Source organism: Mycobacterium barrassiae, assembly GCF_025822765.1.
Classification (GTDB): Bacteria; Actinomycetota; Actinomycetes; order Mycobacteriales; family Mycobacteriaceae; genus Mycobacterium; species Mycobacterium barrassiae.
Window position 1 is genome coordinate 1 of record NZ_JACKUK010000004.1, and the last position, 24593, is coordinate 24593.

A 24593-nucleotide genomic window follows, 5' to 3' on the forward strand; every position below is an offset into this window, starting at 1 on the left:
CGCGGAATGAATCAGCCGCAGTCGCAGTAGATTTGAAGTGGTTGACACCACCGTCGGCGTGGTCGACCATCTTCTTCATCAACGCGATACGGGCTTCGCCACCCTGACCTACCAACAGGCTCGCACCCTTGGTCATCTCAGTCTGCACGGTATCGGCGTACCCGGACACCGCTGTGGCCATCGCTCGCTGATCATCGGCAAGCGCCTGCAAATCCGTCTCGCTGATCGACGGCCAATAAGCAAGCACAGTCAATGACGATGCCGGCCCTGAGGGCCGCTGCACATCACCCGGGTTACCGACCACCGCTGCCATGAAGCGCCTCCGGCCTACTGCTTGTCCAGGCCACAGACCGACCACACTTGGTCGTAGGCGGCCTGCTCGTTGACACGGTCGTGTGCGGGTGGTTCAGCGAGACCGCGGGCCCGGACCTCGCCGTAGGCTGCGATACGCGCGTAATACACCGATACGACATCGGCAATTGCGGCCCGTACAGAGGGACTGGCGTGGGGAGTATCGGCCAGTGCGTTCTCTAGAGCGGCTGCGGCGGGAAGAATGTCCAGCGCTCGGCGATCAGTCCGTGGCTGTGTCGTGTTTACCACTGCGTACCGGGTACAGAGAACGACGTCTTGGGCATGAATTTCTGCGGGTGATGGTGGCGCAGCCGTGCTATCCGCGGACGAATCGGTGGCAGCAGATGCTGCGTCTGTTCTATCGGCAGTGGCACTGCCGAAGACAGAGCCGAGCGCCACACCGCTACTTAGGGCGACCACCGCGGTACCGGCCACGATGGCAGGGGTTAGCCACCGGCGTCGTGGCGGTGTGGGTTGCCACGCGGCACTTGGGTATTCGGGCTCTTGTGTTCCCATGTGGGCAGCGTAAGCCGGACTACCGACAAAATCACGGTTGAATTGCGCTGGTGCACAATGTGATTACGAAGTGAATCACATTGATTGATCCGTTTACTGGCGAGTCAGAACGCGTTAATGACGCCCTAAGTGGGGGGTGTGCCGTGTTTGCCGGCTGATTCTGGCTGACTCATCTGATTACTGATGAAGCATTTTCGCAGGTAGCCGGGCAAAAGATCGCCAGAAAACCGCGCGCGACCCCGGCGCGCCTTCGGTATTTCCGGCAAAGGTGTCGGCAGGATCTCCTGTTATGCCCGGATCAACTCGTCGAGGCCGCCCGTCCTTGGGGGAGCGAGCCGTCATGACTGCAACACTGCCCGTCGCCGTTCTCAACGCCGCGGCCGCGGCCGCGGCCGACTACAGCATCGACAGGTCAGCTCTGCTGACCGACATCGTGTGTTTCCACTACAACCGACACGACCTCATGCGTCATCTGCCACAGCAACTCCTGTTTGAAACCCAGCCCCCTACACGTGACGCCGAAACGGATGCGATCGGACCGCACGCCAAAGTACGGCTGCCGCTACCCGTCGCACAGCTTGTCGAGCGTGACCATCAGCGACTCGGAATGCAGCGCTCCACCTACCTCGCCGACATCATCTGCCGGCACATGGGCTTCGGACATCTTGTTCGCGAACTCGACAAGGGGTCTGAGAAGGAGGTTCTGCCGCTGGCGATGTGAGCACCACGGCCCGGTGTACGCGGCCGGGCAGATGGACAAATCCATAGCGGTGCGGATCACCCCTTGACATGACGAAGGCCCCCGAAGGGGCCTCGTCTCGCCGGGATTCGATCTGAGCTCCAACTCAGGTCTGGGTCCGCACCCGTTACCCCCGAAGGGGCGATGTCTTGGACGACTCGTCTCACGGTAGCGCACTGTCTCTAACAGGTACAGGTGGCGCGCGAAACCGTGACCGAAATCGTGATCTTTTACCCGCCGTTGTGCCGCGGGCGAATGCCGGGCAGCCGTGGTGTGGCTGGATCGAGCGTGTTGGGTGCACGCCGACGCGGACTCCCCGTCTGAGCTGGTTGGCCGTGTCGCTGTACTGGGCACACTTGTCGGCGCCGCACCGTCGGCATAGGTCGTTGTTGGCGGCGGTGTGCCGGTGACTGTTCACAACGTGTCTCCGGCCGCGCCGGCGGTGGTGTGGAAGGCGTTGGCTCGGCGGCTGTCGCAGCCGGGTCGGGATCGGGTGAAGGTGTTCGACCCGGACACCAAGGAGTACCGCAAGACCCGGCGCATCACCGACACGCTGCCCACGCTGATGGCCGCGGTGTACCTGTACACCCACCGCCGGACCACGCTGCTGGCCCTGGACTTCGACAGCAAGCCCCACGGACAGGCTCAGGTCGACGCCGATTTCGCGCGCGCGCTGGGCTGGCTGACCTCCTGCGGGGCCCGTGTCGTCACGGACCGGTCCACCAATGGCGGTCGCCACATCTTGGTGCCGCTGGCCATCGGCACCACCGCCAGCTTCGACGAGATTCAGTCGTTGATGCGCCAGCTCAAGGCGCGGCTGCCCAGCTTTGACCCCAAACCCATGCAGAACCCCAAAGAGGGTTGCATCAGTGTGCCGGGCACTCCGTGCGCAGGCGGTGGCCACCGGATCCTCGACGGCACGCTCACCGACGCCGTGGCAGCGCTCACCGAGCGCAGCGCCCCCACTCTGCTGCCCGAGCTCTACGCACTGCTGGGCACCCTGCCCACCCCACCGCAGCCGGCCAATGCGGCTGGCCTCCCGTCGCCGGGTGTCACGAGGACTCATGCCGGCGAGGACGAGCGGCTGGCCGAGCCCGCCCGCTGGAACAAGCCCCTCCCGGCCGGCGTCGCCGAGTTCGCCGCGATCGGCGACGCAGCCCTGGCCCGTGACCACGGCAGGTGGGACAGCCCCTCAGAAGCACGCATGTCGGTGGTCCTCAACGCCGTGCTGCGCGGCTCCAGCCTGGCCGATATCCGTGCCCAGGCCGAACCCGGCCGGCCGTGGAGTGGTCTGGGCGACTCGTACCGCACCAAGCACGGCATCCGCGCTGACGCCCAACTCGCCCGCGATGTCCGCCGCGCCCTGGACTACACCGCGACACTCGCCGTAAAAGCGAATCTCCCCGCACACAGGCTAAAGAACTCACACGGGGGGCACACCAGTACTGGCCCCCACGGGCGCTGGCTGGCCCACGCTCTGGCTTGGGCAGACCGCGAGTTCGCCGGCAGCCCTTTTCGATGGACGGTGCGCGATGTACTCCAGGCGCTGGCGATCAAGGCTGTGCTTGCCGGTGAACTGAGATCCGGTACTCCAATCGTCGGGGTCGGAGGTCGGGGGTTATCGCTGTCGGCAGGGTTGATGCCGGCCACTACGACCTTCGAGGTGTTGCGACGAATACGGGACATGGTGGGCGCTCCGATCTTGCTGGTACGCCCCCGCGTTGGACGCGACGCCGACTTCTACGCCCTGACCACCGAGACTCCGGACTCGATCACACCGATCCCGCTGGAACGGGTGAGCGTGTCGGATGTGCACCCGGCGTGGAGCATCCTCGGCCGCCACCATCGTGCGGTGTACGAACTCATAACCCAGACGGGGATGACTCGGACGGCCGACGTGTACGCCGCAGCGCGTATCAGCGCACGCACCGGGCAGCTGTCGATCGCAGCGCTCGCGGCCGCCGGATTGATCACCCGAGAAGGCCGCACCGTGATGCCGGGCCCGACAACGCTGGATGCCATCGCGGCCGCGCACCGGCTCGATGAGGTCCAGGCCGACCGGATCGAGCGCTACCGTCGCGAACGCGCCGCCTGGCACGCATGGCTAGCCCACCAAGATGCGCTGAAGGCAATCACCCCAGAGGCCGCCGACCGTGTCCACGCGAGCCCGCACGGCCACCCGGTGCTCGCCTACGAGGACGACTACCTGGCGCACGTGATGGCCCACGGCCCACCGCCGGCCGATGACGAGTACATCGCGATCACACTCGTGACCGAACTGATGGGCGCACGGATAGTGACCGAGACCGTGCCCGCCGTGGTGTAGCGATAGCGAGCAACACCAGCGTGTTCATCGGTAGTCATGGCCGCTGTGGCGTGTGGCGCACGCCGTCGAATCAGCCGCGCCCGCGTAATAGGTCGGGGTTGTCCAGGGCACGAGCGAAGATCTGAGCGACATCCTCGCCGTCGAGTTCACGCATGAGTTCGGGGTGGCCGACGATGGCGGCCAGAAGGTCTGCGACCCATTGGGACATCGGTATGCCGTCGCCGCCGTACTGGCCGCTGCTGGCGGCCACGGCGTCGTAGACAACCCGATCGACGCGGGGTCCGAGTTGCGCCCTATCCCCTTTGTGGGTGCTGCGAATCGCCATAACGTGAAGGCCCTTTCAGACGGGAAGGACGACCCGTCCACCACGTGATGGCCCGAGCCGGGTGTGTTGCTGATCGGCGGTCATCGTGCCGCACGGTCATGAACCGAACTGGCGTTGGTTCCGCGTCGTCCCGTCCGCCGAGTGAAGCGAGCACGTACCTCAGCGGCGGCCTGGCCCTCGGTCAGTTCCCCGCGGTCCATCCGCGCCATCAACTCCCGAAGCGAATCGGACACCGCGAACCCGGCCAGACCGGCCGCGGCTAACGCCAACGCGCTGGCCTGTTCCGGTGTGTAACTCACAGCCGTTCCATTGTTGGTCACGCCGCCCCACCTTCATGCCTACTGCGCCCCTGTTTATTGAATCGCTCACTGTTCCAGCACTTCTGCTGTCAGCGTCAATCCCCGTTCAGCCTACCGTCTCACCCCTGTTGACCTGCATCGTTGCTTTCCAGCCTGGTTTTGACCCACACACCTCTTGCACTTAGGTCACGGTTGGGTAACGGTCCGTTCGGGGGCTGGCGGAAAGCGGCCTTGGTTTCGTCGTGAGAACTCGGTGCGCTGGGCAGGTGAACGCGGGCATCCACAAGCTCACGGCTGGCTCCGGGTACTTGTACCTGGTGCGGCAGGTGGCTGCCCATGACCGCACTCATGGCCCGGAATCGTTGGGCGACTACTACTCCTCGAAGGGTGAGACCCCGGGCCGCTGGGGTGGGCGCGGGCTGGCCGGATTGTCGGCGGGTTCGGAGAACTGGACGCGCACCGACGCCGGGGACCGGCTGTGGTCGGTGGCCGAGGGCTCGGAGGTCACCGAGGATCAGATGAAGGCGCTGTTCGGGCTGGGCGTGCACCCGAACGCCTCAGCGTTGACCAAGCAGCTCATCGCTCAAGGGGCGCGCAAGAACTCGGCGCTGACCGCGACTTCGCTGGGGCGGCCGTTTCGGGTCAATGCCGGGGAAACCGAGTTGCAGCAGCGCCTGGCGCTGGCCTACCGGGACCATAACTTGTCCATCGGTGCGCACTGGAACGCCGCGATTGATGAGTCGGTGCGAGCGCAGATGCGCACCGACATCGCGACCGAGATGTTCGAAGAACAGCACCGCCGCGCCCCCTTGGATGAGCGGGAACTGACCGGGTTCATCGCCCGCGGCACCCGCGACCAAACCACCTCGGTCGCCGGCTACGACATGACCTTCACTCCGGTCAAAAGCGTGTCCGCCCTGTATGCGCTGTGCCCGGAGCCGATCGCCAAACAGATCGAGGAATGCCACAGCAAGGCCGTCCAAGACGCGTTGGATTTCCTGCAAGACCAGGCCGCCTACACCCGCATCGGCGCCCAAGGAGTTGCCCAGGTCGACACCGAAGGGTTCATCACCGCCGAGTTTCTGCACCGCGACACCCGGGCGTCGGACCCCGGCCTGCACACCCACGTCGCGATCTCCAACAAGGTCCGCGCCCGCGGCACCGACGGCATCGCCCGCTGGTATGCCCTCGATGGCCGGCCGTTGTACGCCTCCACCGTCGCGGCCTCGGAGTTGTACAACTCGCGGCTGGAGGCCTACCTGGGTCAGGTGTTGGGGATGCGGTTCGCCGCCCGCGGTGATGCCCGCGAAGGCAAACGCGAGGTCCGCGAAGTGGTCGGGGTGAGCCGCGAACTCAACGAACTGTGGTCCTCGCGCCGGGCGGCGATCGACGCCGAGTATGCGGTGCTGGCCAAGAAGTTTCAGGCCGCTCACAGCCGCGAGCCGACCACCCCGGAGTCGATCGCGATGTTCCAGCAGGCCACCTTGGCCACCCGCGACGCCAAGCACGAACCACGCTCACTGGCCGAACAACGCCAAGAATGGCGTACCCAAGCGGTCGGTCTGTTGGGCAGCGACGAGGCGGTCAACGCGATGATCGCCCGGTCCTTGGCCGGGCGCACCACGACACCGGCCGAGGTCACCGACAGTTGGATCAAAGCGCGCGCAGCCCAGGTGATCGCCACCGTCTCCGCGGCGCGGGCCACCTGGAACCGCACCCACGTGCTGGCCGAAGCGTTGCGGGTGGTGCGGGTCACCGGGCACGCCGGAATCGACGGCATCGCCGAACTCATCACCGACGCCGCATTGACCGAACCGTTGAGCATCCGCCACGCCTGCAGTCCTGATACCGACCTCGGTGAGCCCGCCAGGTTGCGCCGCCGCGACGGCTCCAGCGTGTACCGCCAAGTCGGATCGCAGACCTACACCAGCCACGAAATCCTGGCCGCCGAACGCTCCATCCTGGCCGCCGCCGAGCTGCGCGATGGGCGCACCGTGCCCGCCGCCGACGTCGAGATCGAACTACTGGCCCAAGCCGCGAATGGACACGAACTCAACGCCGGCCAAGCCCAACTGGTCCGCGAAATGGCCTGTCGCGGGCAGCGCGTCATGCTCGCGCTGGCCCCCGGTGGGTCGGGAAAAACCACCGCCATGGCCGCGCTCACGCGGTCCTGGGAAGGTGCCGGGGGCACCGTCATCGGGTTGTCCCCGAGTGCGAGTGCGGCGCAGCTGCTGCGCGAGGAAATCGAAGTCGAAGTCGGTGACACTCTCGATAAGTTCAACTGGCTCACCGACAATCCCGACATCTCCCCCGGTGATCCGGCGCGGCAGTGGTACGACGCGATCGATGAAAACACGTTGATCATCGTGGACGAGGCCGGTAAGGCCGGCACGTTGGCGTTGGCCTCGATGATCGCGGTCGCGTTGGCCCGCGGCGCCAGCGTGCGCCTCGTCGGTGACGACAAGCAGCTGTCCTCGATCAGCGCCGGCGGTGTGCTGCGCGACCTGGCCCACCTGCATGGGGCCATCACCTTGTCCCAAGTGATGCGGTTCGCCTCAGCCGCCGAAGCCCAAGCCGGTCTGGCGTTGCGCGACGGTGACCCGTCGGGGATCGCGTTCTATCTCGATGAGCAGCGCGTGCACGTCGGCACTCAAGCCGCCGCATCCGACATGGCGTTCCAGGCTTGGCAATCCGATATCGCCGCCGGCGAGCACTCGCTGCTGTTGGCGCCCACCCACGATCTGGTGTCCGAACTCAACGACCGCGCGCGACTGCACCGGCTCACCGAACTCGGAGCCCGCGCCCCCGGCATCGAAGCGGTGTTGATGGCCGGTGCGCGCGCCAGCGTCGGTGACCTCGTGTTCACCAAGGAGAATGACCGCACCTTGGCTCTCGGCGCGACTGATTTCGTGCGCAACGGCTACCGGTGGGAAGTCACCGAGGTCGACCCGGAAGGCTCGATCACCGTTAAGCATCTGGAGTCTGGGGCGCACCTGCGCCTGCCGGCCGAGTACGTCCGTGCCCACGTCACCCTGGGCTACGCCCGCACCATTGACGCCACCCAGGGAGCCACCGCCCGGTACCGGTGTCACACCGTGGGCTCTGACCAGTTGACCCGCCAGCAGGTGTACACCGCACTCACCCGAGGGGTGTACGGCAACCACATCTACTTCTCCACCGCCGAACACGACCCACACCGCGTGCTGTCCCCGAAAGCGACCCACCCCGACACCGCCGTGGACGTCTTGACCCGTGCGCTGGGCCGCGACGCCGCGCAAGTGTCGGCCACCAGCGCGGCCCGCGCCGCCACCGATCCAGCCGCCCGCCTGGCCGCTGCGACAGCCATGTACGCCCATGCGGTCGGTGCCGCGGCCGAGTCACGCCTGGGCCCAGCCCAGCACGCCGAGTTGGATTCCCACGCCGAAAAGTTGGTGCCCGGACTCACCTCGGCCACGGCCTGGCCGGTGCTGCGCCAGCACCTCGCGTTGATCGCCGCCGCCGGAATTCACCCGCTCAAACGGCTCGACAAAGTGGTCGCTGCCGGCGGATTCGACAACGCCGCCGACCCGGCCGCGGTCATCGATTGGCGCCTGGACCCGACCGGAGCGCACTCCGGTGGTGCCGGTCCGCTGTCCTGGCTGCCTGCCATCCCCGAACGCCTCGCCGCTGACCCTCAGTGGAGCACCTATCTGGCGGCCCGGGCGCAGCGGGTCACCGAACTGGCCGCCGAGGTAGCCGACACCGCACGCGGATGGAGCCCGGCGACCGCGCCGCGATGGGCACGCCCCCTGATCGACACCAACGCAGAGCTGGCCGCCGAGCTGGCCGTGTATCGCGCCGCGACCGCCGTCGATGACAACGACACCCGCATCGCCGGGCCCGAGCAATACCCCGCCCGCACCCGCGCCGCCCAACGCGGACTCGAACAACGCGCAGCCGAACTGATCGGCACCGACGCCACCACCAACCGCTACGACGACCTGATCGACTCCATCAACCCGCACATCCGCCGCGACCCCTACTGGCCACAGCTGGCGCATCACCTGTCGGCGGCCGCGCGCACCGGAGTCAACATCACCCAGCTCGTACGCAAGTCCGCGGCCGACCGACCGCTGCCCGACGAACTACCCGCCGCCGCCCTGTGGTGGCGGCTGTGCGGCACCCTGTCCCCGGCCGCACTGGAAACCGCCAACGGTGGGTTGCGCCCGGACTGGCTGCCCGATCTGCACACCGTGTTCGGCACCGAACTGGCCGAAACGATCGCCGCCGACCCCGCATTCCCCGCGTTGGTCTCCGCGATCAGCAACGCCGATCCCGACCAGTGGACACCGTTGGATCTGCTGCACGTGGCCGCCGAACACCTCTATGACGCCGACGCCCACCTGACCCATCACCTACGCGCCGACGAGTACGCCCGCCTGCTCACCTACTCGATCGAGGTGTTCACCACCGACGACCCCTACGACCACGACATCCCCCTTCCCGAGCACGCACCGCTGACCCCGGAAGAACACGAAGAACTCGCCCACCTGCACCCCGACATCGAGAACGCACCAGCCGGGCGCCAGCACTCTCACGAGGATGTGTTGGCTGACCCCAACAACCTCGCCGCCGCGCTCGGACTAGATGAATACGACCTCACCGAGCCCACCGAACCCGACGAACAACTGCCCCCACCCGAGTACGCCCACGACGTCCTTGACGCCGAATCGCACCTGGATTTCGACAGCCTGAGCACCCGCCGGCCCACCCCGGCTGCCGCGCTGGCCGCCCACCGCGCCGACGTGCACGCGTTGCGGGCCCGCTACGCCGCCGCCGACGCCGAGCTACGTGAACTCGCTGCACAAGTGTCCGCCGGCGCTGGACCGCACGTGCTCGCTGCCACCGATGAACTGCGGCGCATGCGCGATGCCGCCGACGCCGACCGGCCCTTCCTGGCTCAGGTCGAAGCCGTGCTCGACCGGTGGTATGAGGCCGACACCACCTACACCGCGGCACTGGAGCTCATCGAGCACGCCCGCACCGAACTCGACGCCCTGCGCGCCGACCCCGACGCCGACCCGCTCGATATCGCCTCGGCCACCCAGAACCTGAACTTCCTCACCACCCACCACCTGCCCACGCACAGCCCCGCCGAACAGTTCCACCCGGCATTCCAAGAAGCCACCGCCGCCCGCGCCGCCGCAGCCGGCGGCAGCGAACACATCGTCACCCACGCCGACGCCGACGCCCTGCTGCGTCAGTGCCGCGCCGACGACGACAAGCAGGTCGCCCGCCACCGCGCCAACCGTGCCGCACTACGCGAACAGCTACACCGCACCGAACTCGCCGCCGCACAAGCGTTCGCGCACGCCCAGACCAGCACCGCCGACCACATCACCGACCTGCTGCCTCGCATCGACACCGAGCTGCGCGTCCTCAACATCGCCGGCCAACACGCCTTCCAAGACCGGCTGCCCATCCCTGCCGACCCCGACATCGACACCAGCCGCCTGCAACGACTCACCGATGTCCCGTTCGTGCTGACCGTCGCCCATGCCACCGACCGCGCAGCGTTGCTGCCGATGATGAACCATCTCGATCGCGCCGCTCACGATGCGGACCGCCCACTGATCTGGGCCGCTCCACCCGCCGTCCGGGACAACCCCGACCTGTCCCCGATCAACCCCACGGTCATCGACGCCACCACCATCGACCTCACGGACAGTCAACCCGGAACGATCATCATCATCGACCGCGCCCAACACCTGCCCCCCGAGACCATCGCAGACCTCACCGAAAACGCGGCAGCCGCCAACGCGCGGATCATCCTGCTCGACACCGCCGCACAGACCTGGCCGCCCCCGCCCGCGGCGCCGCTGCTCAAACTGCTGCACACCGAGCTGCGCTGGTCGCCAGTGCTGACCGCCGCGACCCCCCGTATCAACCACTACGACGCCAGCCCCGACACCGACGCCGCCCTCACCCAAGCCGCCGGCCTGCACCCCGACCAACACACCCCCGCCATCGCCAACGCGCTGCAACGCCACCACAAAGCCACCCAACGCAACACCACCGCCCACGACTTGCACACCCGCATGTGGAACGCCGCACAACGGAACGACCAGCACCACCGCCGCGTAGACCACAGCCGCGACATCTAACCGGGTTCGCCAATCATGCGTCGACGTATTCGTGTGTCACGTCCCGCCCCACTCCCCCACTGCTTGTCAGTGCTGTGGCTCACGATGGCATTGCAGCGCAACGGAAAAGGGGAGAAAACGATGAGTAACGACGACACCCCGCAAGAAGCATTCGATGCCTCCATCGCCGAAATCCTCGCCGAATGGGGACAACCGTTGTCGTTCAGCCGTGGCCAACTCGCAACCGCCATGGAAGCGCTGTACCGCGCCGAGCTGGAATTCCCACCGACCTGGCCCGAACACCGCCGCGAAACCTTCATCACCAATCACGCCGACCTCGACGTCGGCGAACTCTCCACCCAGTTCGATGACCTCATCGAATCCGTCACCAACGATTACGGGCTGCGCTACGGCGCGTTGCCGCACCCCGATGACGCCTCCGACATGATTCGAACAGCTCGCCTAGACGCCCTCAACGACATCCTTCAACGACGACTGGACTACGAACTCCCCAACGAGATCGAAGCACACTCAGCAGAAGACGCTGACTAAAGCCCCATGCATGGGCGGATGGCGGTGGCCCGGTAGAGGTGTTCAAGCACTCTCAACCTCGGCGGACTCATCATTTCAGTATATACGCGCTCACGCAAATTCTCATATCAGTAATTACGTAGAGGTGCGCGGATTGCCGTCGGGATTCCCAGTCGTATGATGTACTGATCTACTGATAACCGTAGGTACTGAAAGAGATGAAAGGCGCGGTCATGTCGCCGGTTCTGACTATCGTCGTCGCCAACCTCAAAGGCGGCTCAACCAAGACCACTACGTCGGCCTTCGTCCTCCATGCGCTTGCCGAAGCCGGTCTATCGGTCATAGGCGTAGATGCTGACGGCGAAAACGAGTCGCTACTGTCCTGGTCGGAAGCGGGAGAGTGGTCGATCCCGGTCATCGGAATGCCGGTGGCGGACCTACATCGCAAGCTGCCGGGCATCGTGGGCGACCGGTATGACGCTGCCGTAATCGACACGCCGCCGATGAAGGAACGTCGCGGAGTGGTCGCGTCGGCGATAAGGACGGCCACCCACGTGCTGGTACCAATGGCCCCGACCGGCATGGAATACGCGCGGGTACCCGCTATCCGCGAACTCGTAGACGAGGCGGCTGCCCTGGCAGCCGGGGACGCTCCGCAATTGGCGGTGGTCTTGACCCGTACCGTGCCTAACGCCGCGAGCACAGAGGTGTACCGGCAGATGCTCACCGATGACGGCGTGCGCGTCCTCGGGCCCACTGTGGGCCGCTTGGAACGCTTCGCCCAGGCGTACGGCCTACCGATCGTCAACGCGGCCGCCACCGCATACGGCGACATTGCCGCCGAGCTTCTGGGTGTCACCGCCGAGTAACTACTGATGTACTGATATACGTATATAGGTTGTGACTAGGGAGGATGAGCCGGTGAGTACCGCAGCGGACAAGATTAAGGCCAACGCCGAGCGGCTGCGCCAAAAAACGCCGGCCAAACCCGCGGCCGCCGATGAACAACCACCGGCCGCCCGGCCCGGCCCATCGCGGACGAGTGCACCAGCCCCAGCCGCTGCGGTGGTCCGTCAAAAGAACGTGCGCCGCACCGTTGATCTGTCCCCGTCCGCGCACCGTGCGCTCGACGGATGGCAAAGCCAGGTCGCGGAGCGCCTGGGCCTGGCCCGTGTAACTGGTCAGGAGGTGCTGGCCGCACTCGTTGACCGTCTCCTGGCCGACGACGAGCTGGCCGAGCAGATCACGCAGGCTATCGCCGCCAACCGCTAGGCCACCGGGGGCTCCCGCCCGACCCCCGCTGGCGCGGCTCGGTTGGGTCCGAATTGTGCTGCTGACCTGGCAATATTGTCAACACAAATTACTGAGATACGGATGTACTGAGAGTATGACGGATTCGGCTCCTCTCTCTACCTGGGCGGTCCCCGGCAATCGCCCTGGTCATATGGCTGCGCACCCCTGGCCGCTAGCGTCTGTGCCCATGCGAGTAGGCGTGTATATCGACGGTTTCAATCTCTACTACGGCGGCCGCGGCCTGTGCGGAAAAGGCACGGCCGGGTGGCGGTGGCTCGACCTGCGCGGCCTGGGGGCGCGCCTGGTGGCCAATCACTCGACCTGGGCCGGGACCACCATTGAGCGGGTCGTCTACTGCACGGCCGCCATTTCCGGTGCAGATAACCCGGTCGGCAACAAGGAACAAGACGCTTACCTGCGCGCTCTCAAGCGGGCCAGCAGCGCGGACCACATCGAAATGGGTAACTACGTGCGGCGCGTAGCGCGCGCACCCCTGGCCACAGAAGACAAGAAAGGGCGGCCGGTGCTGACAACACCGTCCTGGCCAGTCACCGTCAAAGACGGTGCAGGCCAGGACGATCCCCATGCGCAATTCTTTGTGTCGGTCGCCCGGCGCGAGGAGAAGGGTTCCGACGTGAACGTCGCTGCGCATCTGCTGCTTGATGTCCTCGAACAACGCATCGACGCGGCCGTAATGATCAGCAATGACAGTGACTTGCAATTCCCGGTGCAGACCGCGCGCGATCGCGTCCCAGTCGGGACCATCAACCCCTCACGCAGCCACACGGCGGGCAAGCTCCGCGGCTCGCCCGCGGTCGGCGTAGGTAATCACTGGTGGTACCAACTCACCGCGGCCGACTTCCAGGCCTGCCAGCTGCCCGATCCGGCGGGTGGCGTGCCCAAACCTGGGCCATGGTGACAATCCCGACAGGGGAGGGGAATTGCGTCCACGCAAGGCGCGTTGCATAATTGCGTCATACCACCCGGCCCTACTGGGGCCGGGTTTTTTCATGCTTAGGCCCGCGGCTCGAAGTGGGATCGGAATCCTTCGAGCCAATCCGCGCGCGCCGGGCCGGTGAGATGAGTCGGTGCCCACAGTTCGGCGTCGGCGGGACTGTCCGCATCCCCACTAGCCACACGCTCATGCGCTTGAAGGTAACCCGCCGTGTGCATGCGCTCAGCCTGTGAGAACACGCTACGCAGCTCGGCCAGGTTCGCATGGAAGTCCCGATATGCCGCCCGACGTTCCTCGGCCGTGGCGTAATCGTCTCCGTAACGCTCTAACCATGCTTGCCAGTGCTCGGTCGCGTTCATCTGGCTACCGCTCGGCGGTTCTTCATCACTCATGACAATCATTATATCCGTATCTCAGTAGATCAGTAAATGCTGGAGTTGTCGGTCATGGGTCGACCGTTGACGGCGACGTGGTGAGTCCATTGCAGGCCGTCCCACCAGCGGTGAGTGAATATGCCGGCGGGATCGGCGTACCACCCTTGAAGTGGCGAGGTTGACGGCGGCGGGGCGGTCATCCCCGTCGGGGAGGTGGTGTTGTTGAGTGTTTGTGCGGCGGTTGCTCTGCGGGTTGCCGCTTCGGGCGGTGGCGCGATGTCGATGTCGGCTTCGGCTAGCAGGGTCAGATCGAGGTGCCAGTCGATCGCTGAGCGGCGGCGCCATTCGTAGAACGCCTCACGTACGTGTTGCTGGGCGCGCTGGCGAGACCAGCTGTTCACTGCGATCAGCTGATTTAACGCTTGATCTCGGTGCCCGCTGATTTCGGCAAGGCCGAAGTGCGTGGCCTGGTGACACGGTGTGCATAGGCAGATCAGGCGGACCAGACGTTGAGTCTGGGTGGTGGGTTCATAGCTCCACCTCTCGTGCGCCTCTAGCCATACCTCAGATTCGAAATCTCTTTCTGTGCCGCATATTTCACACTTCTGGTTGGCGCGACGGTAAAGCATCTTGCGGAGTTTGTCCCAGTCGCGTTTGCTTACGCAGCTGCGGACGTTGGTAAACCAGCAGGAATCGGGAATGAGATCGACGAACAGGTCGTTCCCGCCAAAGGAACGGTCTTCACCAGATAGCAGCTCGGGCAGGGGCGGCCTGCCTGCCCACCGTTGAAGCGATGCCATTCCAGGGCGGGGCGCATACCAGGCTCGGTGGGCTGGGTCCCACCACGCCCCCGCAGCTTTAGCAGCCTCTTTTTCCTCGTATGGAACCTCTAGCCAGAGCCGATCCGGTCGGCGGGGCTGCACTTCCATGATTACATTCTGCTGTGACGCTGCTGCATGTTGCGGGCGTGTGGGACGAACGTTGCAGCGAGTCGCTCGAATTGCTCGTCAATATGGCGTTTCTGGGCTTCGTGACCGGGATGGTCCTCGGGACGTTCCCCTTCGTTGGTGACGGTGTAGACGAGGATCGTTGTGGGGTCGCGGCGGATGATGAACTGCGATCCCGGTGGAGCTTGGCGGGTCAGTCGGGGATCAGCAAGGATCGCTGGTGCGCGCAGAAGCGGTGTGGTGGCGAACCGCCCTTGCCCGATGGTCGGGTCGAAAATGGTCGTCATCGCAGGAATATGCAACACGGTATGCCCGGTCCAGTGATTGCCTTCATGGCGCGGCGAGAGTGAACCGATCCGGTCGATGACCTGGCCATCGGGGCGGCAGACATCGACGGCGACGGTGAGAAGACTGTAGCTGTACCCCAGCGCTGTCATCCCTTTGCCGATCAGGTAGCAGGCGTGCCAGCACTGGAACATCCCCGCTGAGGAGCCGCCGGGGTCGCCCGCGCCAACCCACATCATGGTGGCCGCCGCAAGTGCCCGCTGATGCTCGTCGGCGCCGAGTCGTAGGTGGCACCATCCGCTGTAGAACTGATCGACGGAAAGGGTCTCGGCATGCTGATTCCACGCCGTGATCGGGTCTGATAGCTGGTTGAGGCCCAGTGGATCGTGAGTACGGCGCATTTGTGTGTTGCGTTTTGCCTTGCGGCCCTTAGATTTTGGCATTTAATCCCCTGTTATTGGAAGGCGTCGTGGGCCTGCGTGCGTGGGTTCTCGTTAAGCCTGTTGGGCGTCTGAGCGCTTTGCAAGAGGACCTATCGTCAGATAGCGGTATGCGGTTGCTCGACTGACCCCGAACGCTTTCGCCAGCTCATGGACCGGTTCGCCTGTGGCAGCTAGACGCCGCAATTGCTCTTGCCGCTCAAGACTGAGCTTGGGTGGCTTTGTGGCCGGCAAGCTACGTGATCGACGAGTCTCACGTGATGCTGCGCGGCGTTCTCGCCCGAGTTCGAGCTCGAGTTCAGCCAAGGTGGCCATGATTGCTGCGACTGCGCGACCGGTCGGGGTGGCGGTGTCGATTCCTTCTCGGATAGCGCGTAGAAGGATGCGGCGGTCGCTGAGGTCAGCAATGGTCCGAGTCACCTCAGCGACCGATCGGCCGAGACGATCGATAGCCGCCACGACGACGGCATCGCCGGGGCGGGCGTAGTCGAGCAGAGCGGCGAGGCCGGGGCGGGCAGTGCTGGCCGCACCGGAGAGCTTGTCGGTGTAGACCCGGTTCTGGTCGACGCCGGCCGCCGACAAGGCGGCCAGCTGCGCATCGAGGTCCTGCCCGATGGTGCTTACCCGCGCGTACCCGAGGATTGTTGCCATATCTGGACTGTCTCACCACCCGCCGACAGCGAGGATCTGGGACACGCGGTGTGAGACAAGAAATGAGACACTTCGACCTGGGATTATCCAACAGGGAGCGGAGTCACCGGATGCTGTCTCGTTTCTCTAGAAACGAGACAGCGATTGGGCTCAGCTACTCAAGGAACTCAGCGCTTCGGCCGCACTCACCACCGAATGCATTCGTAGAGCCGAGTCACCGCCGTAGAGCGCTGCGCGTTCAATCCAGTGATCGGGCACATCCTTGGTGGGCGCGGCTGGAGTGAAGATAGGAAGCGCGGGTCGCTGGAGCCGCAGGATTGCTTTGTCGTCTGCGTCCTCGGGTCCGAGGCGGGCGAGAACTGCACTCTTGGCGTTGAGGATCGAGGGCAGCCGTCGCGCGGTCCCGTCGGGATGACACCACCGTCGCGTGGCTTCGTTTGTGGCAACCCGGTGGCGCGCGGGCCAACTGAGACCAAACAGCGTGGTCGCAATAGTTCTGTCGCAGTGAAGAAGTCGCTGCTGATAGGCGGGGTGTGCTCCCGATTCATGCGTGAGCAAGAACCGAGTACCGGCAACGACCCCGGCCGCTCCCGCATCCATGGCGGCGCGGGTGTCGGCGCTGTCCGCTATTCCACCCGCCAGCAGCACCGGGCGGTGACCAGCCACAGCCAGTGCAGTCGGCAAGAATGACCGAGCCGGGGTTCGTCCGGCGAGATGTCCACCAGCTTCCTCGCCCTGGGCGAACAGGCCATCTGCGCCCCACTCGTCGAGCGCCGTGCGTGCCTGCGACTCAGTCCCGACCAACACGAAGAGCGCGATATCGGCGGCCTGTAGGCGCTCGACGAGGACGGCATCCCCGCCGAAAGCGATCACCGCTACGTCGACTCGGTACTTGATACACACCTCTATGTGATCTGAATTCGCAAAGGGCATCAGCAGATTGACCGCGACAGACCGGCCTGGAGCTTCTTGACGCACGCAGTCGATTGCGGCCTTCAACTTGGTGGGTGCGCACATACCGATGGTCCCCAGTCCGCCCGCGCGGGCGACGGCAGCCGCGAGAGCCGGCGGAGCCATGTTGCCCATCCCCGCCTGAGCGATGGGTCGGTCGACCTTCCATCGGTCTAGCAAATCCACCCGACCACCATAGAACGAGGGGCCAAGGCTGAAGGGACCTGCGACTCCCCGCGGGGTGGCTGAGACAGGATCTGATCGACCTCGATTCTCTAGAAATGAGACAGGGGACGCCCCGGTTTTTCAACCGAAAAGGCAGCGCTTGAGCGAGTTTTTCCACTCTGTAGCGCCGCCGTAGCCGTACTCGTACTTGAGTTCTTGAAGTGCTTCCTCGATTGAGGCGTACTCGCTGTCGGTCAGGTACGTGGAACCGTTGATGGCCTGGCGTTCTTTGCACAGATCGCGTAACCCGGCGATGATTTCCGCTGCGTAGGACATGCTCATCATTCTCCCGTACGTCGGGCCCCGCCGAGTCCGGTTAAGGGGCTATCTGAGCTGGATAGCAAGGGTGTGCCCATGCCTCCCGTGGTGGTTACCGAGCCCCGGTGTGGATGGTCCAGTTTGCGCCGTCCCACCAGCGCCAATAGTGCGGGTCTTTGGGGTCGACGTACCATCCCGCGGGGGGAAGCTCCGTAGTCGGCTCAACCTCGGTCTCTATGGTGAACGCAGTTAGCGGACGATTAGGTTCGCCATCTGCCCGAGTGGGATTGCGGCGGTCAACTGCGCGGTACAGATCTACCGTCTCGGTCGCGCTGAACCGAGTCGCCCACTGGATATCGGGCGTCGTCACCAGATGGAGCGCGGGCATCGGTTCACCTGTGACGGGATGAGTGCCGACCCTGCTCGGGTCGTACTCGACGATGTACTGCCCATCGAAATCGGTCGGCGTACCGTTGACTAGACCGACTATCCGAATGGTGCAGCGCTCGCTGTGGCCAGCATTCATGTGCTCAACCGTCTCTCATGGGTACGACAACAACCGAATCCTGTCGCTTCTTTTTAGAAACGAAACAGTGAGTCAATCGTCTCGAAGGCGTGCTGTTGGTACGTGCCGGTTTGATCACGAATTAGAGAGGCGGCGTGGAGGTAACGAACTCGATCTGATATCACTCACCTGATAGCATCATTGCTATGGAGCAGATCTTGATTCGCAATCTTCCTGAAGGCACCAAGGCGGCGTTGCGGGCCCGCGCTGCGCGCCACCGTCACTCCGTGGAAGCGGAAGCCCGCACGATCCTCACCGCGGGATTGGCGGGCGAAAACATCCCGATGTCGGTGCTGCTGGCCGCCGACAGCGGCCATGACATCGACTTCGATCCCGAACGACTCGGCCTGACCGCCCGCACCCCTCAGCTGTGACCTACGTGCTGGACACCAACGTGGTCTCCGCGTTGCGCGTGCCGGGGCGCAACCTCGCTGCACAGGCGTGGGCGGACTCGGTGCCGATCTCTGAGCAGTTTGTGGCTGCGACCACGCTGGCCGAGATCGAGCGTGGCGTGATCGCCAAGGAACGCACCGACCCGGCCCAAGGTGGACATCTGCGGCGCTGGTTCGACCACAAGGTGCTGCCCACCTTCACCCGCCGGACGTTGCCCTTTGATCTAGCAGCCGCGCGCATCCTGGCCACCTACCGCGTACCGGAGCACGCACCCTACGACGACGCGCTGATCGCGGCCGTCGCCCAGGCCGCCGGCAAGATCGTCGTGACCCGCAACACCCGGCACTTCGAACCGCTCGGCGGCGTGCAATGCCTGGACCCCTGGAGTTATCCCTGAGGCGTGTCACGGGAGCCTCGGGCGGTGACTCTCGAATTCAGAAATTAGGAGCTATGACCGACGATGCTGCCGCCGGCACCCACGACAGCCCCACGGACCTCGGGGTGGTGGCCGATGCAATGACCGAAGCCGATCAACAGATGGTCGACGAACTCGCCGCCGCGGATGTGGACTACGCGGCGGGGGACGCGATCAGCGGCGAGGAGTTGCGCCGCCGTTACGGCTTGCCGCAGTCGATCTGATCGGCCTGGTTTCTTTTACATCCGAGACAGCTTTCGGCAGATAGCTAGGCTTGGGACTCTATGGCTTCCCTGCGTGCGTTCCCGGTCGTTTATGCAGTGACGGATGTCAGGCGTACCGCTGATTTCTGGCAGCGACTGGGATTCGAACGCTTCGTAGAGCTACCCTCCGATATCGAACCTGGGTACATCGGCTTGCGTCGTGGTGCAAGTGAGATTGCCATCGTATCTTGGGACTGGGCTGCGCAACGCTACGGTTTAAAGTCGCCCGCGGGTCCGCGGTTCGAGATGTATGTCTATGTCTACGATCTGGATACGTTGGTGACCGATCTGCGAAATGACGGGATACCTGTCCTGGCCAACGTCGCCGACATGCCATGGGGTGAGCGTGTCGCGACCATTATCGACCCGGATGGCAATCCGGTGACACTCTGTCTAGCCCAGGACGGGACGGACGGCTAGCAATGCTTGGATGCTGGGTCAGCACGTGGTTCAGTGGCGCCGCCGACCATGCCCGCTAAGTCCTGCACCAGAGGTAACAGGCGTGTGAACGTATCTGCTGGTCGGGGTAACTATCCTGGTCATATGACGATCGAGGGTCGTGACGTCGGGTCAACGCCCATTACCCCGCGACGGTTTGGTCAACTGCCCAAACTTGTTGTCCCAGATGATTTTGATGAGCCACTGCCCCCGGCTGAAGCTGCGGTGTGGGAGGAGCCTGGATCGGCCTCCGGGGACGCCAGTGCTGCCGCCGATGACTGGCCCGTCGATGTGGAACACCTTCGCGACGCGCTGCGGGAATCGGAGGGCGATCAAACCACTCGACCAGCCGGTGGACCCCCTACAGCGAGGTGACCGCGAGGAAGAAGAACTCGATCGCATGCTGCCGCTGCGTTGCAGGTTATTCCACCGATATGGGCTCTATGTCGTCGGAGCCGATCACAGCCCAGCAGCATGATTCGCCTGGTAGATCTTCTGCGCGTAACCGTCGATGCCGAGAGCCGGGACCGTCGTTGTGGTGTAGTTCTGGAGGGTGATCCGAAGACGTTCTTGTCGCAGGGCCTGCTTTATCAATTCCGATCGGTTCAAACCCGCCCCTGCCCCACCTCAATAGTTCCATATCCGGCGTCATCATCCGCGTTATGGGTTTGGATTGTTCGTAATCCCTGGGCTGGGCGGTAAAACCCTTCGAAATCGAAAGGTGTGGCTTCGCCGCTGCGTTCGCCGGCGATCAACGACTGGCGCACCATATTTAACTGGGCATCGCGAAGTCGGCTGTGTAGCAGCGCTTTCACTTCGTGTTCGTCGTAGATATAGACCCTCGCCAAGAGGTCGTTGAATGCTTTGGCCACACCTGGGTCGTTGTCATCGACCGGAATCGTCAGCAGGACACCAGCATCGGCACCGATGAGCAGGCTGTTGGCCACGAAGGTGGCGGTGCGCTTGTTGCCATCCTCGAATGGCTGCGCTTTGGCCAGGCCCACGAATAAGTCCAGAGCGTTCTCTTGTACCTCGGTGCTGCGAGTCGCGTTGTCCAGCAAGACTTGGAGTTGGTTCTCGGTGAGTGCGTCGGGGGTGTGTCGGCCGTACGGCGTGGCTACCCCGATGGCCTGTTCCTGGGTCCGTAGCTGGCCAGGATGCAGGGCTGCGCTGCGGGTGAGGGTGGCGTTGACGGCCTGCACGAAGCTGGTGTCGATCGGATGGCCGGCGTTGTCGATGACGAATTGCGCCGCGTCACGCATATCCTCGAGAAGCGCAAGGTCGGCACGCGAGGAAACACCCTCAGAACCGCCGGAGCGCAGGAAACTCTCGGTATCGCTTCGGCTGACCGATAGACCGTTGAACACCTTGCCCGCGGAATACACCACCCCCGCAAAATCAGCGACGGTCAGCGCGTCCACGAAGGTCCCCTTCCCTGGTCAGTCAAGATCCTATTCCAACAAAAACGCAGGATTGGGGCGGAACCTACACACTGACCGTCATCGCACCCCGCTGCAACGGCCGCGATGTCTGCGGCATTCTCGGCGTCCTGGGCCTCCAGCTGTGCAGCGCTACCCGCATCCCCGGTGGCGACGGTGTTACCCGCTCGACTGAGGTCCGCCAGAAACGCGCCGGTCTGAGCAGGCCACGTGCTGGTGATGGCATTGCTGCGTGGCAGCGCCAGGCGAGGCTGTGCCGACACCCTGCGCAGCCCCGGCCGCACCGCGTGCGGCGACTGTCGCAGCGCCGGCGCCGGTCGTTGCACCGGATGCGGTCAAGGCGAGCGGGTCGACCCTAATACGGTCCCCGGACTCTCCCGATGGTGGCACTACGGCCACGTCACTGTCCCCCTTCGTGGTTCATCCAGTAATCCGGTATGCGCTGAATCTCCGCACGGTAAGCCGGGTCGGCTAGACGCTCGAGGTGCACGGCTCGCTGCTGATGATCAGCATCAGCCCAGCGTCGTGTACGAGCGACAGCCCTCTCAACCCAGTCGGTCTGGCGCGGGTCACTGATCATGTAGAGCATCGACCTCTCGCCGAAAATATTGAGCAGCTCTGGTGAACGAACGCTCAAACCGGCAATAGCCGCCTCCACACTCTCGGTGAGCAAATCTCGTCGGGCTAGGGCACGTTCCCGGATCCTCGCCTCAGATTCGATGCCCAACACGGTATTAGCCAGATGGCTCTGACCAATTCCTCTGCGCTGTTGCACGTCATACAACTCCGATGTTTCTCCGAAGTCGATGATTTCCGAACAGGAGATCCACCAGGCCCGCAACGCATGATCAGGGCACACAGGTGCGGTCGGCTCCCAATCCCACGGTCCGCCCTCCACGACCTCGCGTAACGCAAGAATTTCGGTCTCGGCCTGGTATGTAAGCGGATAAGCCCACGGGCTCGGCAGAACTATACAATCAGCGCCGATGCCCTCGTGAGCACGTGCGTGTTGCAATCGCCTGCTGGCTGCCCCGGCACGAATCTCCCGCCAATCCGGCTCAAGCGCACCACAGCGCGCATCGGCCACAATCCGGGCGAATACAGCCATGACGGATTCATTCCAGCTAGGAACGTGGGCGAAGCCAGGAATCGCAGACATCCCGGTGTCCTGGACGGCCCCCAGCCAGCTACGTGCGCTGAACTCGTCGCCCTTGCCCACCGAGACTGACTTTGCCGAGCTGGGCAACGTGTCCCCACGAAGCCCCTTCAAACTGTCCGCATCGAACTCGTCGTCGCCAGGAGGAATCATCGGCATTGGCGTTCCAAAATAGTGACGGCCACCGAGCCGAACCCGGCCACTTTCGCGCAGTACACGATGTCGGCCAAGGACGGTGACGTCGGCCGCTGCCAATGCCGAATCAACTCAGCAATCAGCGCAGTGCGGTAGAACGCGATATACAACATGCGCGCAGTCAACGACTGGTCCGAATCGTCCAGATCCAGCGGCCCACTCAGGTGCGGAATCGTCGCATTTCCGTCGTGCCGTTGGGCCACCTCGCTGTTGTAAGCAGCCCAGTCCACGGGAGTGCCCTGGGCGAGCTCATTGAGGAACGCCAGGTCGGCGAGCTCAGCGACTTGGTAAGGCCCGTCTGCACCGCACACCGGCTTCCCTTCGTTCCCGGTGGCCGCCACGGTTTGGGCCGCCGCCTCCACGACAGCCCGGGTGACTACTGCAGCCACAGAAACCTCAGACGGACCACCTACTATCGTTGAAATCTGTTGTGCTAGAGCAGGATCAATAGCTGATAGGCGATGGTGATGTTCACCGTCGAGGACCGGTACAGACCCCGGCGCATGAAGGATCGACCGCATTGTCACCGTCTCAAAATCCTGCCACCCCGACGGACGCGGACCTTCCGCAGTGGTCACCAACGCACTGCGCACAACCCCAGATACTCTGTCGGACAACGCATCAGCATGCCCGGACAACACATCAGCCGGGCGACGCCATCCCATATACCGATCCGCCCACCTCATCGGCAACGCCGGATCACGGGGTGCGAGCCGCGCTGTCGTCGGAATGTACACCGACGCAGGCACATACACCCCACCGCCCGCGCTAGAGGCGATGACAAGCTGCGGCCCAAACTGTGTACGCACCACGGAAACAGCCCAGTTCACGAATCCTGAGTCGATCGTGTTCCAGGCCGCATCCGTGCCACGAACCAACCCGTCGATCACCTGCCGCGCCAACATCAAGTCCGCGCTCACCTCGGGCTCAGGCATGCTCGCCGCCGTCGCCGCACCCGACGTACCCGCCATCACCGGAGCCGCGCCACCCTGCTGACCTGATGGTGCAGCCGAAGCCGGCGCGGCCGCCGACGCAGGAGCCGTCGGACCCGCACCGGTCGGGGTCGCCGCCGACCCACCCCCAGGCGGAACAAACGGCGCCAAGGGTCCACCACCGGAACCTCCAGCCATCATCGGCATACCACCGCCACCACCGACCATCGGCCCCGCAGCAGTGCCCGCAGCACCGCCACCGGCAGCCGCCACCGGCGGCTGCACCGGACCCTGTAAAGGGGCTGCCACCGCAGGCGCCGCACCCGGATGCTGGGCCACAAACTTCTCCAAGGGAGGCGGCGACACTGTGCCCGAAGAACCAATGCCCGACGCCAGCCCCGAATTGAAGCTCGACGCAGCACTCGTCAACGACCCGCCACTACCCAGCGAGTCTGCTGCCGCCGCAGGCGAAGTAAACGCATCCGACAGCGACTTGCCCCCGCTACCCAACGGATTGCTCGGGATCTGCGGCGGGCGCAAACCACCCACCGCCGAACCCGCCGACGGCATGCCTCCACCTGCAGAACCCGTACCCGCGCCGCTCATCGGCAGACCTGCTGCCGGCAGACTCATGGGCGCTCCGACCTCGGTATCGATCGGCGAAGCAATCTGCTTTTCGTCCTGCTTCGGTTGCCCGTTGGTAGCTGCGGTGCCGTTCGTTAGCTCTTCAACGAGTGGTTTTTCATCCGCACTATCGCTGGCCAGTCCATCTGGCTCCTCCGTCGTGTCTTCTGCGAGTTGTTTTTCGTCGTTGTTGGCCGAGTCGCCGTGACTGACTGGCTCCGCAGTGTTGTCCACTGGCACGTCTGGTGTTTCGCCGATCGGCGCTTCGGGGATGGGGAGGACGGCTGGTGTGGCGGCGATGTCTTCTAGTGCGGTGCTGTAGAGGCTGGCCGCTTCGGCCTTGAACGGGCCCATGGCCGACACTGCAGCCGAGGTGCCGCCGCTGGATTGGGCGGTGTCCCATGCTTCGGCTGCGGCGTCGGCGACGCGGCTGAGGTCGGTCTTCAATCCCAAGACGATTGCGCGGAATGAATCAGCCGCAGTCGCAGTAGATTTGAAGTGGTTGACACCACCGTCGGCGTGGTCGACCATCTTCTTCATCAACGCGATACGGGCTTCGCCACCCTGACCTACCAACAGGCTCGC

23 protein-coding genes and 2 pseudogenes are annotated in these 24593 nt (G+C 64.5%); 11 read left to right on the plus strand and 14 right to left on the minus strand.

Annotated elements, in window-relative coordinates; all coding sequences use genetic code 11:
* Positions 1 to 313 (minus strand): hypothetical protein (locus tag H7J93_RS00125; RefSeq protein WP_267304307.1); only part of this gene is annotated, 313 nt, incomplete at its 3' end.
* Between the two features lie 894 nt (positions 314 to 1207).
* Between H7J93_RS00125 and H7J93_RS00130 the strand changes: the two genes are divergently transcribed.
* Both H7J93_RS00130 and H7J93_RS00135 read left to right on the plus strand, forming a co-directional pair.
* Positions 1208 to 1588, plus strand: coding sequence for a hypothetical protein (locus H7J93_RS00130; RefSeq protein WP_267304308.1), 381 nt, complete (start codon positions 1208 to 1210; stop codon positions 1586 to 1588).
* A 424-nt stretch (positions 1589 to 2012) separates the two neighbouring features.
* Positions 2013 to 3932 (plus strand): hypothetical protein, encoded by a 1920-nt coding sequence (locus H7J93_RS00135; RefSeq protein WP_267304309.1) that lies wholly within the window; start codon positions 2013 to 2015, stop codon positions 3930 to 3932.
* A 70-nt stretch (positions 3933 to 4002) separates the two neighbouring features.
* On the opposite strand, the gene H7J93_RS00140 is transcribed toward H7J93_RS00135, so the two are convergent.
* Entirely contained in the window at positions 4003 to 4257 is a 255-nt protein-coding gene (locus H7J93_RS00140) for a toxin-antitoxin system (protein ID WP_267304310.1), read from the minus strand.
* An 80-nt stretch (positions 4258 to 4337) separates the two neighbouring features.
* Positions 4338 to 4577 carry a hypothetical protein gene (locus H7J93_RS00145; protein ID WP_267304311.1) on the minus strand — a complete coding sequence of 80 codons (240 nt, stop codon included), beginning with the start codon at positions 4575 to 4577 and terminating at the stop codon, positions 4338 to 4340.
* A 245-nt stretch (positions 4578 to 4822) separates the two neighbouring features.
* Here H7J93_RS00145 and mobF point away from each other — a divergent pair, with 245 nt between their 5' ends.
* The 5 genes from mobF to H7J93_RS00170 all read left to right on the plus strand — a co-directional run bounded on the left by mobF (position 4823) and on the right by H7J93_RS00170 (position 13421).
* Positions 4823 to 10699 carry a MobF family relaxase gene (gene mobF, locus H7J93_RS00150; RefSeq protein WP_267304312.1) on the plus strand — a complete coding sequence of 1959 codons (5877 nt, stop codon included), beginning with the start codon at positions 4823 to 4825 and terminating at the stop codon, positions 10697 to 10699.
* 120 nt (positions 10700 to 10819) lie between these two features.
* Entirely contained in the window at positions 10820 to 11230 is a 411-nt protein-coding gene (locus tag H7J93_RS00155) for a hypothetical protein (protein ID WP_193603267.1), read from the plus strand.
* Between the two features lie 212 nt (positions 11231 to 11442).
* The gene (locus tag H7J93_RS00160) at positions 11443 to 12078 is read left to right on the plus strand and encodes an AAA family ATPase (RefSeq protein WP_193603266.1); all 636 of its coding nucleotides are present in this window, start codon (positions 11443 to 11445) and stop codon (positions 12076 to 12078) included.
* Positions 12079 to 12130: 52 nt separating this feature from the next.
* Positions 12131 to 12481 (plus strand): hypothetical protein, encoded by a 351-nt coding sequence (locus H7J93_RS00165; RefSeq protein ID WP_193603265.1) that lies wholly within the window; start codon positions 12131 to 12133, stop codon positions 12479 to 12481.
* A 208-nt stretch (positions 12482 to 12689) separates the two neighbouring features.
* Positions 12690 to 13421, plus strand: coding sequence for an NYN domain-containing protein (locus H7J93_RS00170; RefSeq protein ID WP_193603264.1), 732 nt, complete (start codon positions 12690 to 12692; stop codon positions 13419 to 13421).
* A 95-nt stretch (positions 13422 to 13516) separates the two neighbouring features.
* Here the strand turns inward: H7J93_RS00170 and H7J93_RS00175 are convergent, their stop codons facing one another.
* From H7J93_RS00175 to H7J93_RS29350, 7 genes are all read right to left on the minus strand, one after another.
* Positions 13517 to 13849 (minus strand): hypothetical protein, encoded by a 333-nt coding sequence (locus H7J93_RS00175; RefSeq protein WP_235680546.1) that lies wholly within the window; start codon positions 13847 to 13849, stop codon positions 13517 to 13519.
* A gap of 29 nt (positions 13850 to 13878) precedes the next feature.
* A complete protein-coding gene (locus H7J93_RS00180; RefSeq protein ID WP_193603263.1) occupies positions 13879 to 14760 on the minus strand; it encodes a DUF5710 domain-containing protein in 882 nt (293 codons plus the stop codon).
* A gap of 2 nt (positions 14761 to 14762) precedes the next feature.
* Positions 14763 to 15464 carry a hypothetical protein gene (locus tag H7J93_RS00185; RefSeq protein WP_267304313.1) on the minus strand — a complete coding sequence of 234 codons (702 nt, stop codon included), beginning with the start codon at positions 15462 to 15464 and terminating at the stop codon, positions 14763 to 14765.
* Between the two features lie 93 nt (positions 15465 to 15557).
* Positions 15558 to 16154 carry a recombinase family protein gene (locus H7J93_RS00190; RefSeq protein WP_193603261.1) on the minus strand — a complete coding sequence of 199 codons (597 nt, stop codon included), beginning with the start codon at positions 16152 to 16154 and terminating at the stop codon, positions 15558 to 15560.
* A gap of 150 nt (positions 16155 to 16304) precedes the next feature.
* On the minus strand, positions 16305 to 17291 hold the full coding sequence (locus H7J93_RS00195) for a nitronate monooxygenase (protein ID WP_267304314.1): 987 nt from the start codon (positions 17289 to 17291) through the stop codon (positions 16305 to 16307).
* Between the two features lie 120 nt (positions 17292 to 17411).
* Complete coding sequence (locus tag H7J93_RS00200; RefSeq protein ID WP_267304315.1) at positions 17412 to 17606, minus strand: hypothetical protein; 195 nt, start codon at positions 17604 to 17606, stop codon at positions 17412 to 17414.
* Positions 17607 to 17700: 94 nt separating this feature from the next.
* Positions 17701 to 18114, minus strand: a complete 414-nt coding sequence (locus H7J93_RS29350) for a DUF2510 domain-containing protein (RefSeq protein WP_372507741.1) — start codon at positions 18112 to 18114, stop codon at positions 17701 to 17703.
* A 197-nt stretch (positions 18115 to 18311) separates the two neighbouring features.
* Between H7J93_RS29350 and H7J93_RS00205 the strand changes: the two genes are divergently transcribed.
* The 4 genes from H7J93_RS00205 to H7J93_RS00220 are packed head-to-tail and all read left to right on the plus strand — an operon-like array spanning position 18312 to position 19644.
* On the plus strand, positions 18312 to 18527 hold the full coding sequence (locus H7J93_RS00205; protein ID WP_267304319.1) for a FitA-like ribbon-helix-helix domain-containing protein: 216 nt from the start codon (positions 18312 to 18314) through the stop codon (positions 18525 to 18527).
* A complete protein-coding gene (locus tag H7J93_RS00210) occupies positions 18524 to 18943 on the plus strand; it encodes a PIN domain-containing protein (RefSeq protein ID WP_264075176.1) in 420 nt (139 codons plus the stop codon). Before H7J93_RS00205 ends, H7J93_RS00210 begins: the two co-directional genes overlap by 4 nt.
* 53 nt (positions 18944 to 18996) lie before the next feature.
* Positions 18997 to 19185 carry a hypothetical protein gene (locus tag H7J93_RS00215; RefSeq protein ID WP_267304316.1) on the plus strand — a complete coding sequence of 63 codons (189 nt, stop codon included), beginning with the start codon at positions 18997 to 18999 and terminating at the stop codon, positions 19183 to 19185.
* 60 nt (positions 19186 to 19245) lie between these two features.
* Positions 19246 to 19644: a VOC family protein gene (locus H7J93_RS00220; RefSeq protein ID WP_267304317.1), complete on the plus strand. Its 399-nt coding sequence runs from the start codon at positions 19246 to 19248 to the stop codon at positions 19642 to 19644.
* A gap of 477 nt (positions 19645 to 20121) precedes the next feature.
* Here the strand turns inward: H7J93_RS00220 and H7J93_RS00225 are convergent.
* From H7J93_RS00225 to H7J93_RS00240, 4 genes and pseudogenes are all read right to left on the minus strand, one after another.
* Positions 20122 to 20277: pseudogene (locus tag H7J93_RS00225) on the minus strand (antitoxin); the annotation flags it as partial.
* A complete protein-coding gene (locus tag H7J93_RS00230; protein ID WP_267304320.1) occupies positions 20268 to 20924 on the minus strand; it encodes a Fic family protein in 657 nt (218 codons plus the stop codon). The gene H7J93_RS00230 and the pseudogene H7J93_RS00225, both read right to left, overlap by 10 nt.
* A 577-nt stretch (positions 20925 to 21501) precedes the next feature.
* Entirely contained in the window at positions 21502 to 22416 is a 915-nt protein-coding gene (locus H7J93_RS00235; protein WP_267304318.1) for a hypothetical protein, read from the minus strand.
* Positions 22407 to 24593: pseudogene (locus H7J93_RS00240) on the minus strand (hypothetical protein); the annotation flags it as partial. The pseudogene H7J93_RS00240 and the gene H7J93_RS00235, both read right to left, overlap by 10 nt.

Bases quoted from the DNA above. Each gene is read 5' to 3' on its own strand.
- H7J93_RS00130 (WP_267304308.1), top strand. From the start codon at position 1,208: ATGACTGCAACACTGCCCGTCGCCGTTCTCAACGCCGCGGCCGCGGCC.
- H7J93_RS00140 (WP_267304310.1), bottom strand. From the start codon at position 4,257: ATGGCGATTCGCAGCACCCACAAAGGGGATAGGGCGCAACTCGGACCC.
- H7J93_RS00155 (WP_193603267.1), top strand. From the start codon at position 10,820: ATGAGTAACGACGACACCCCGCAAGAAGCATTCGATGCCTCCATCGCC.
- H7J93_RS00160 (WP_193603266.1), top strand. From the start codon at position 11,443: ATGTCGCCGGTTCTGACTATCGTCGTCGCCAACCTCAAAGGCGGCTCA.
- H7J93_RS00170 (WP_193603264.1), top strand. From the start codon at position 12,690: ATGCGAGTAGGCGTGTATATCGACGGTTTCAATCTCTACTACGGCGGC.
- H7J93_RS00175 (WP_235680546.1), bottom strand. From the start codon at position 13,849: ATGAGTGATGAAGAACCGCCGAGCGGTAGCCAGATGAACGCGACCGAG.
- H7J93_RS00180 (WP_193603263.1), bottom strand. From the start codon at position 14,760: ATGGAAGTGCAGCCCCGCCGACCGGATCGGCTCTGGCTAGAGGTTCCA.
- H7J93_RS00185 (WP_267304313.1), bottom strand. From the start codon at position 15,464: ATGCGCCGTACTCACGATCCACTGGGCCTCAACCAGCTATCAGACCCG.
- H7J93_RS00190 (WP_193603261.1), bottom strand. From the start codon at position 16,154: ATGGCAACAATCCTCGGGTACGCGCGGGTAAGCACCATCGGGCAGGAC.
- H7J93_RS00200 (WP_267304315.1), bottom strand. From the start codon at position 17,606: ATGTCCTACGCAGCGGAAATCATCGCCGGGTTACGCGATCTGTGCAAA.
- H7J93_RS29350 (WP_372507741.1), bottom strand. From the start codon at position 18,114: ATGAATGCTGGCCACAGCGAGCGCTGCACCATTCGGATAGTCGGTCTA.
- H7J93_RS00215 (WP_267304316.1), top strand. From the start codon at position 18,997: ATGACCGACGATGCTGCCGCCGGCACCCACGACAGCCCCACGGACCTC.
- H7J93_RS00220 (WP_267304317.1), top strand. From the start codon at position 19,246: ATGGCTTCCCTGCGTGCGTTCCCGGTCGTTTATGCAGTGACGGATGTC.
- H7J93_RS00230 (WP_267304320.1), bottom strand. From the start codon at position 20,924: ATGCGTGACGCGGCGCAATTCGTCATCGACAACGCCGGCCATCCGATC.
- H7J93_RS00235 (WP_267304318.1), bottom strand. From the start codon at position 22,416: ATGCCGATGATTCCTCCTGGCGACGACGAGTTCGATGCGGACAGTTTG.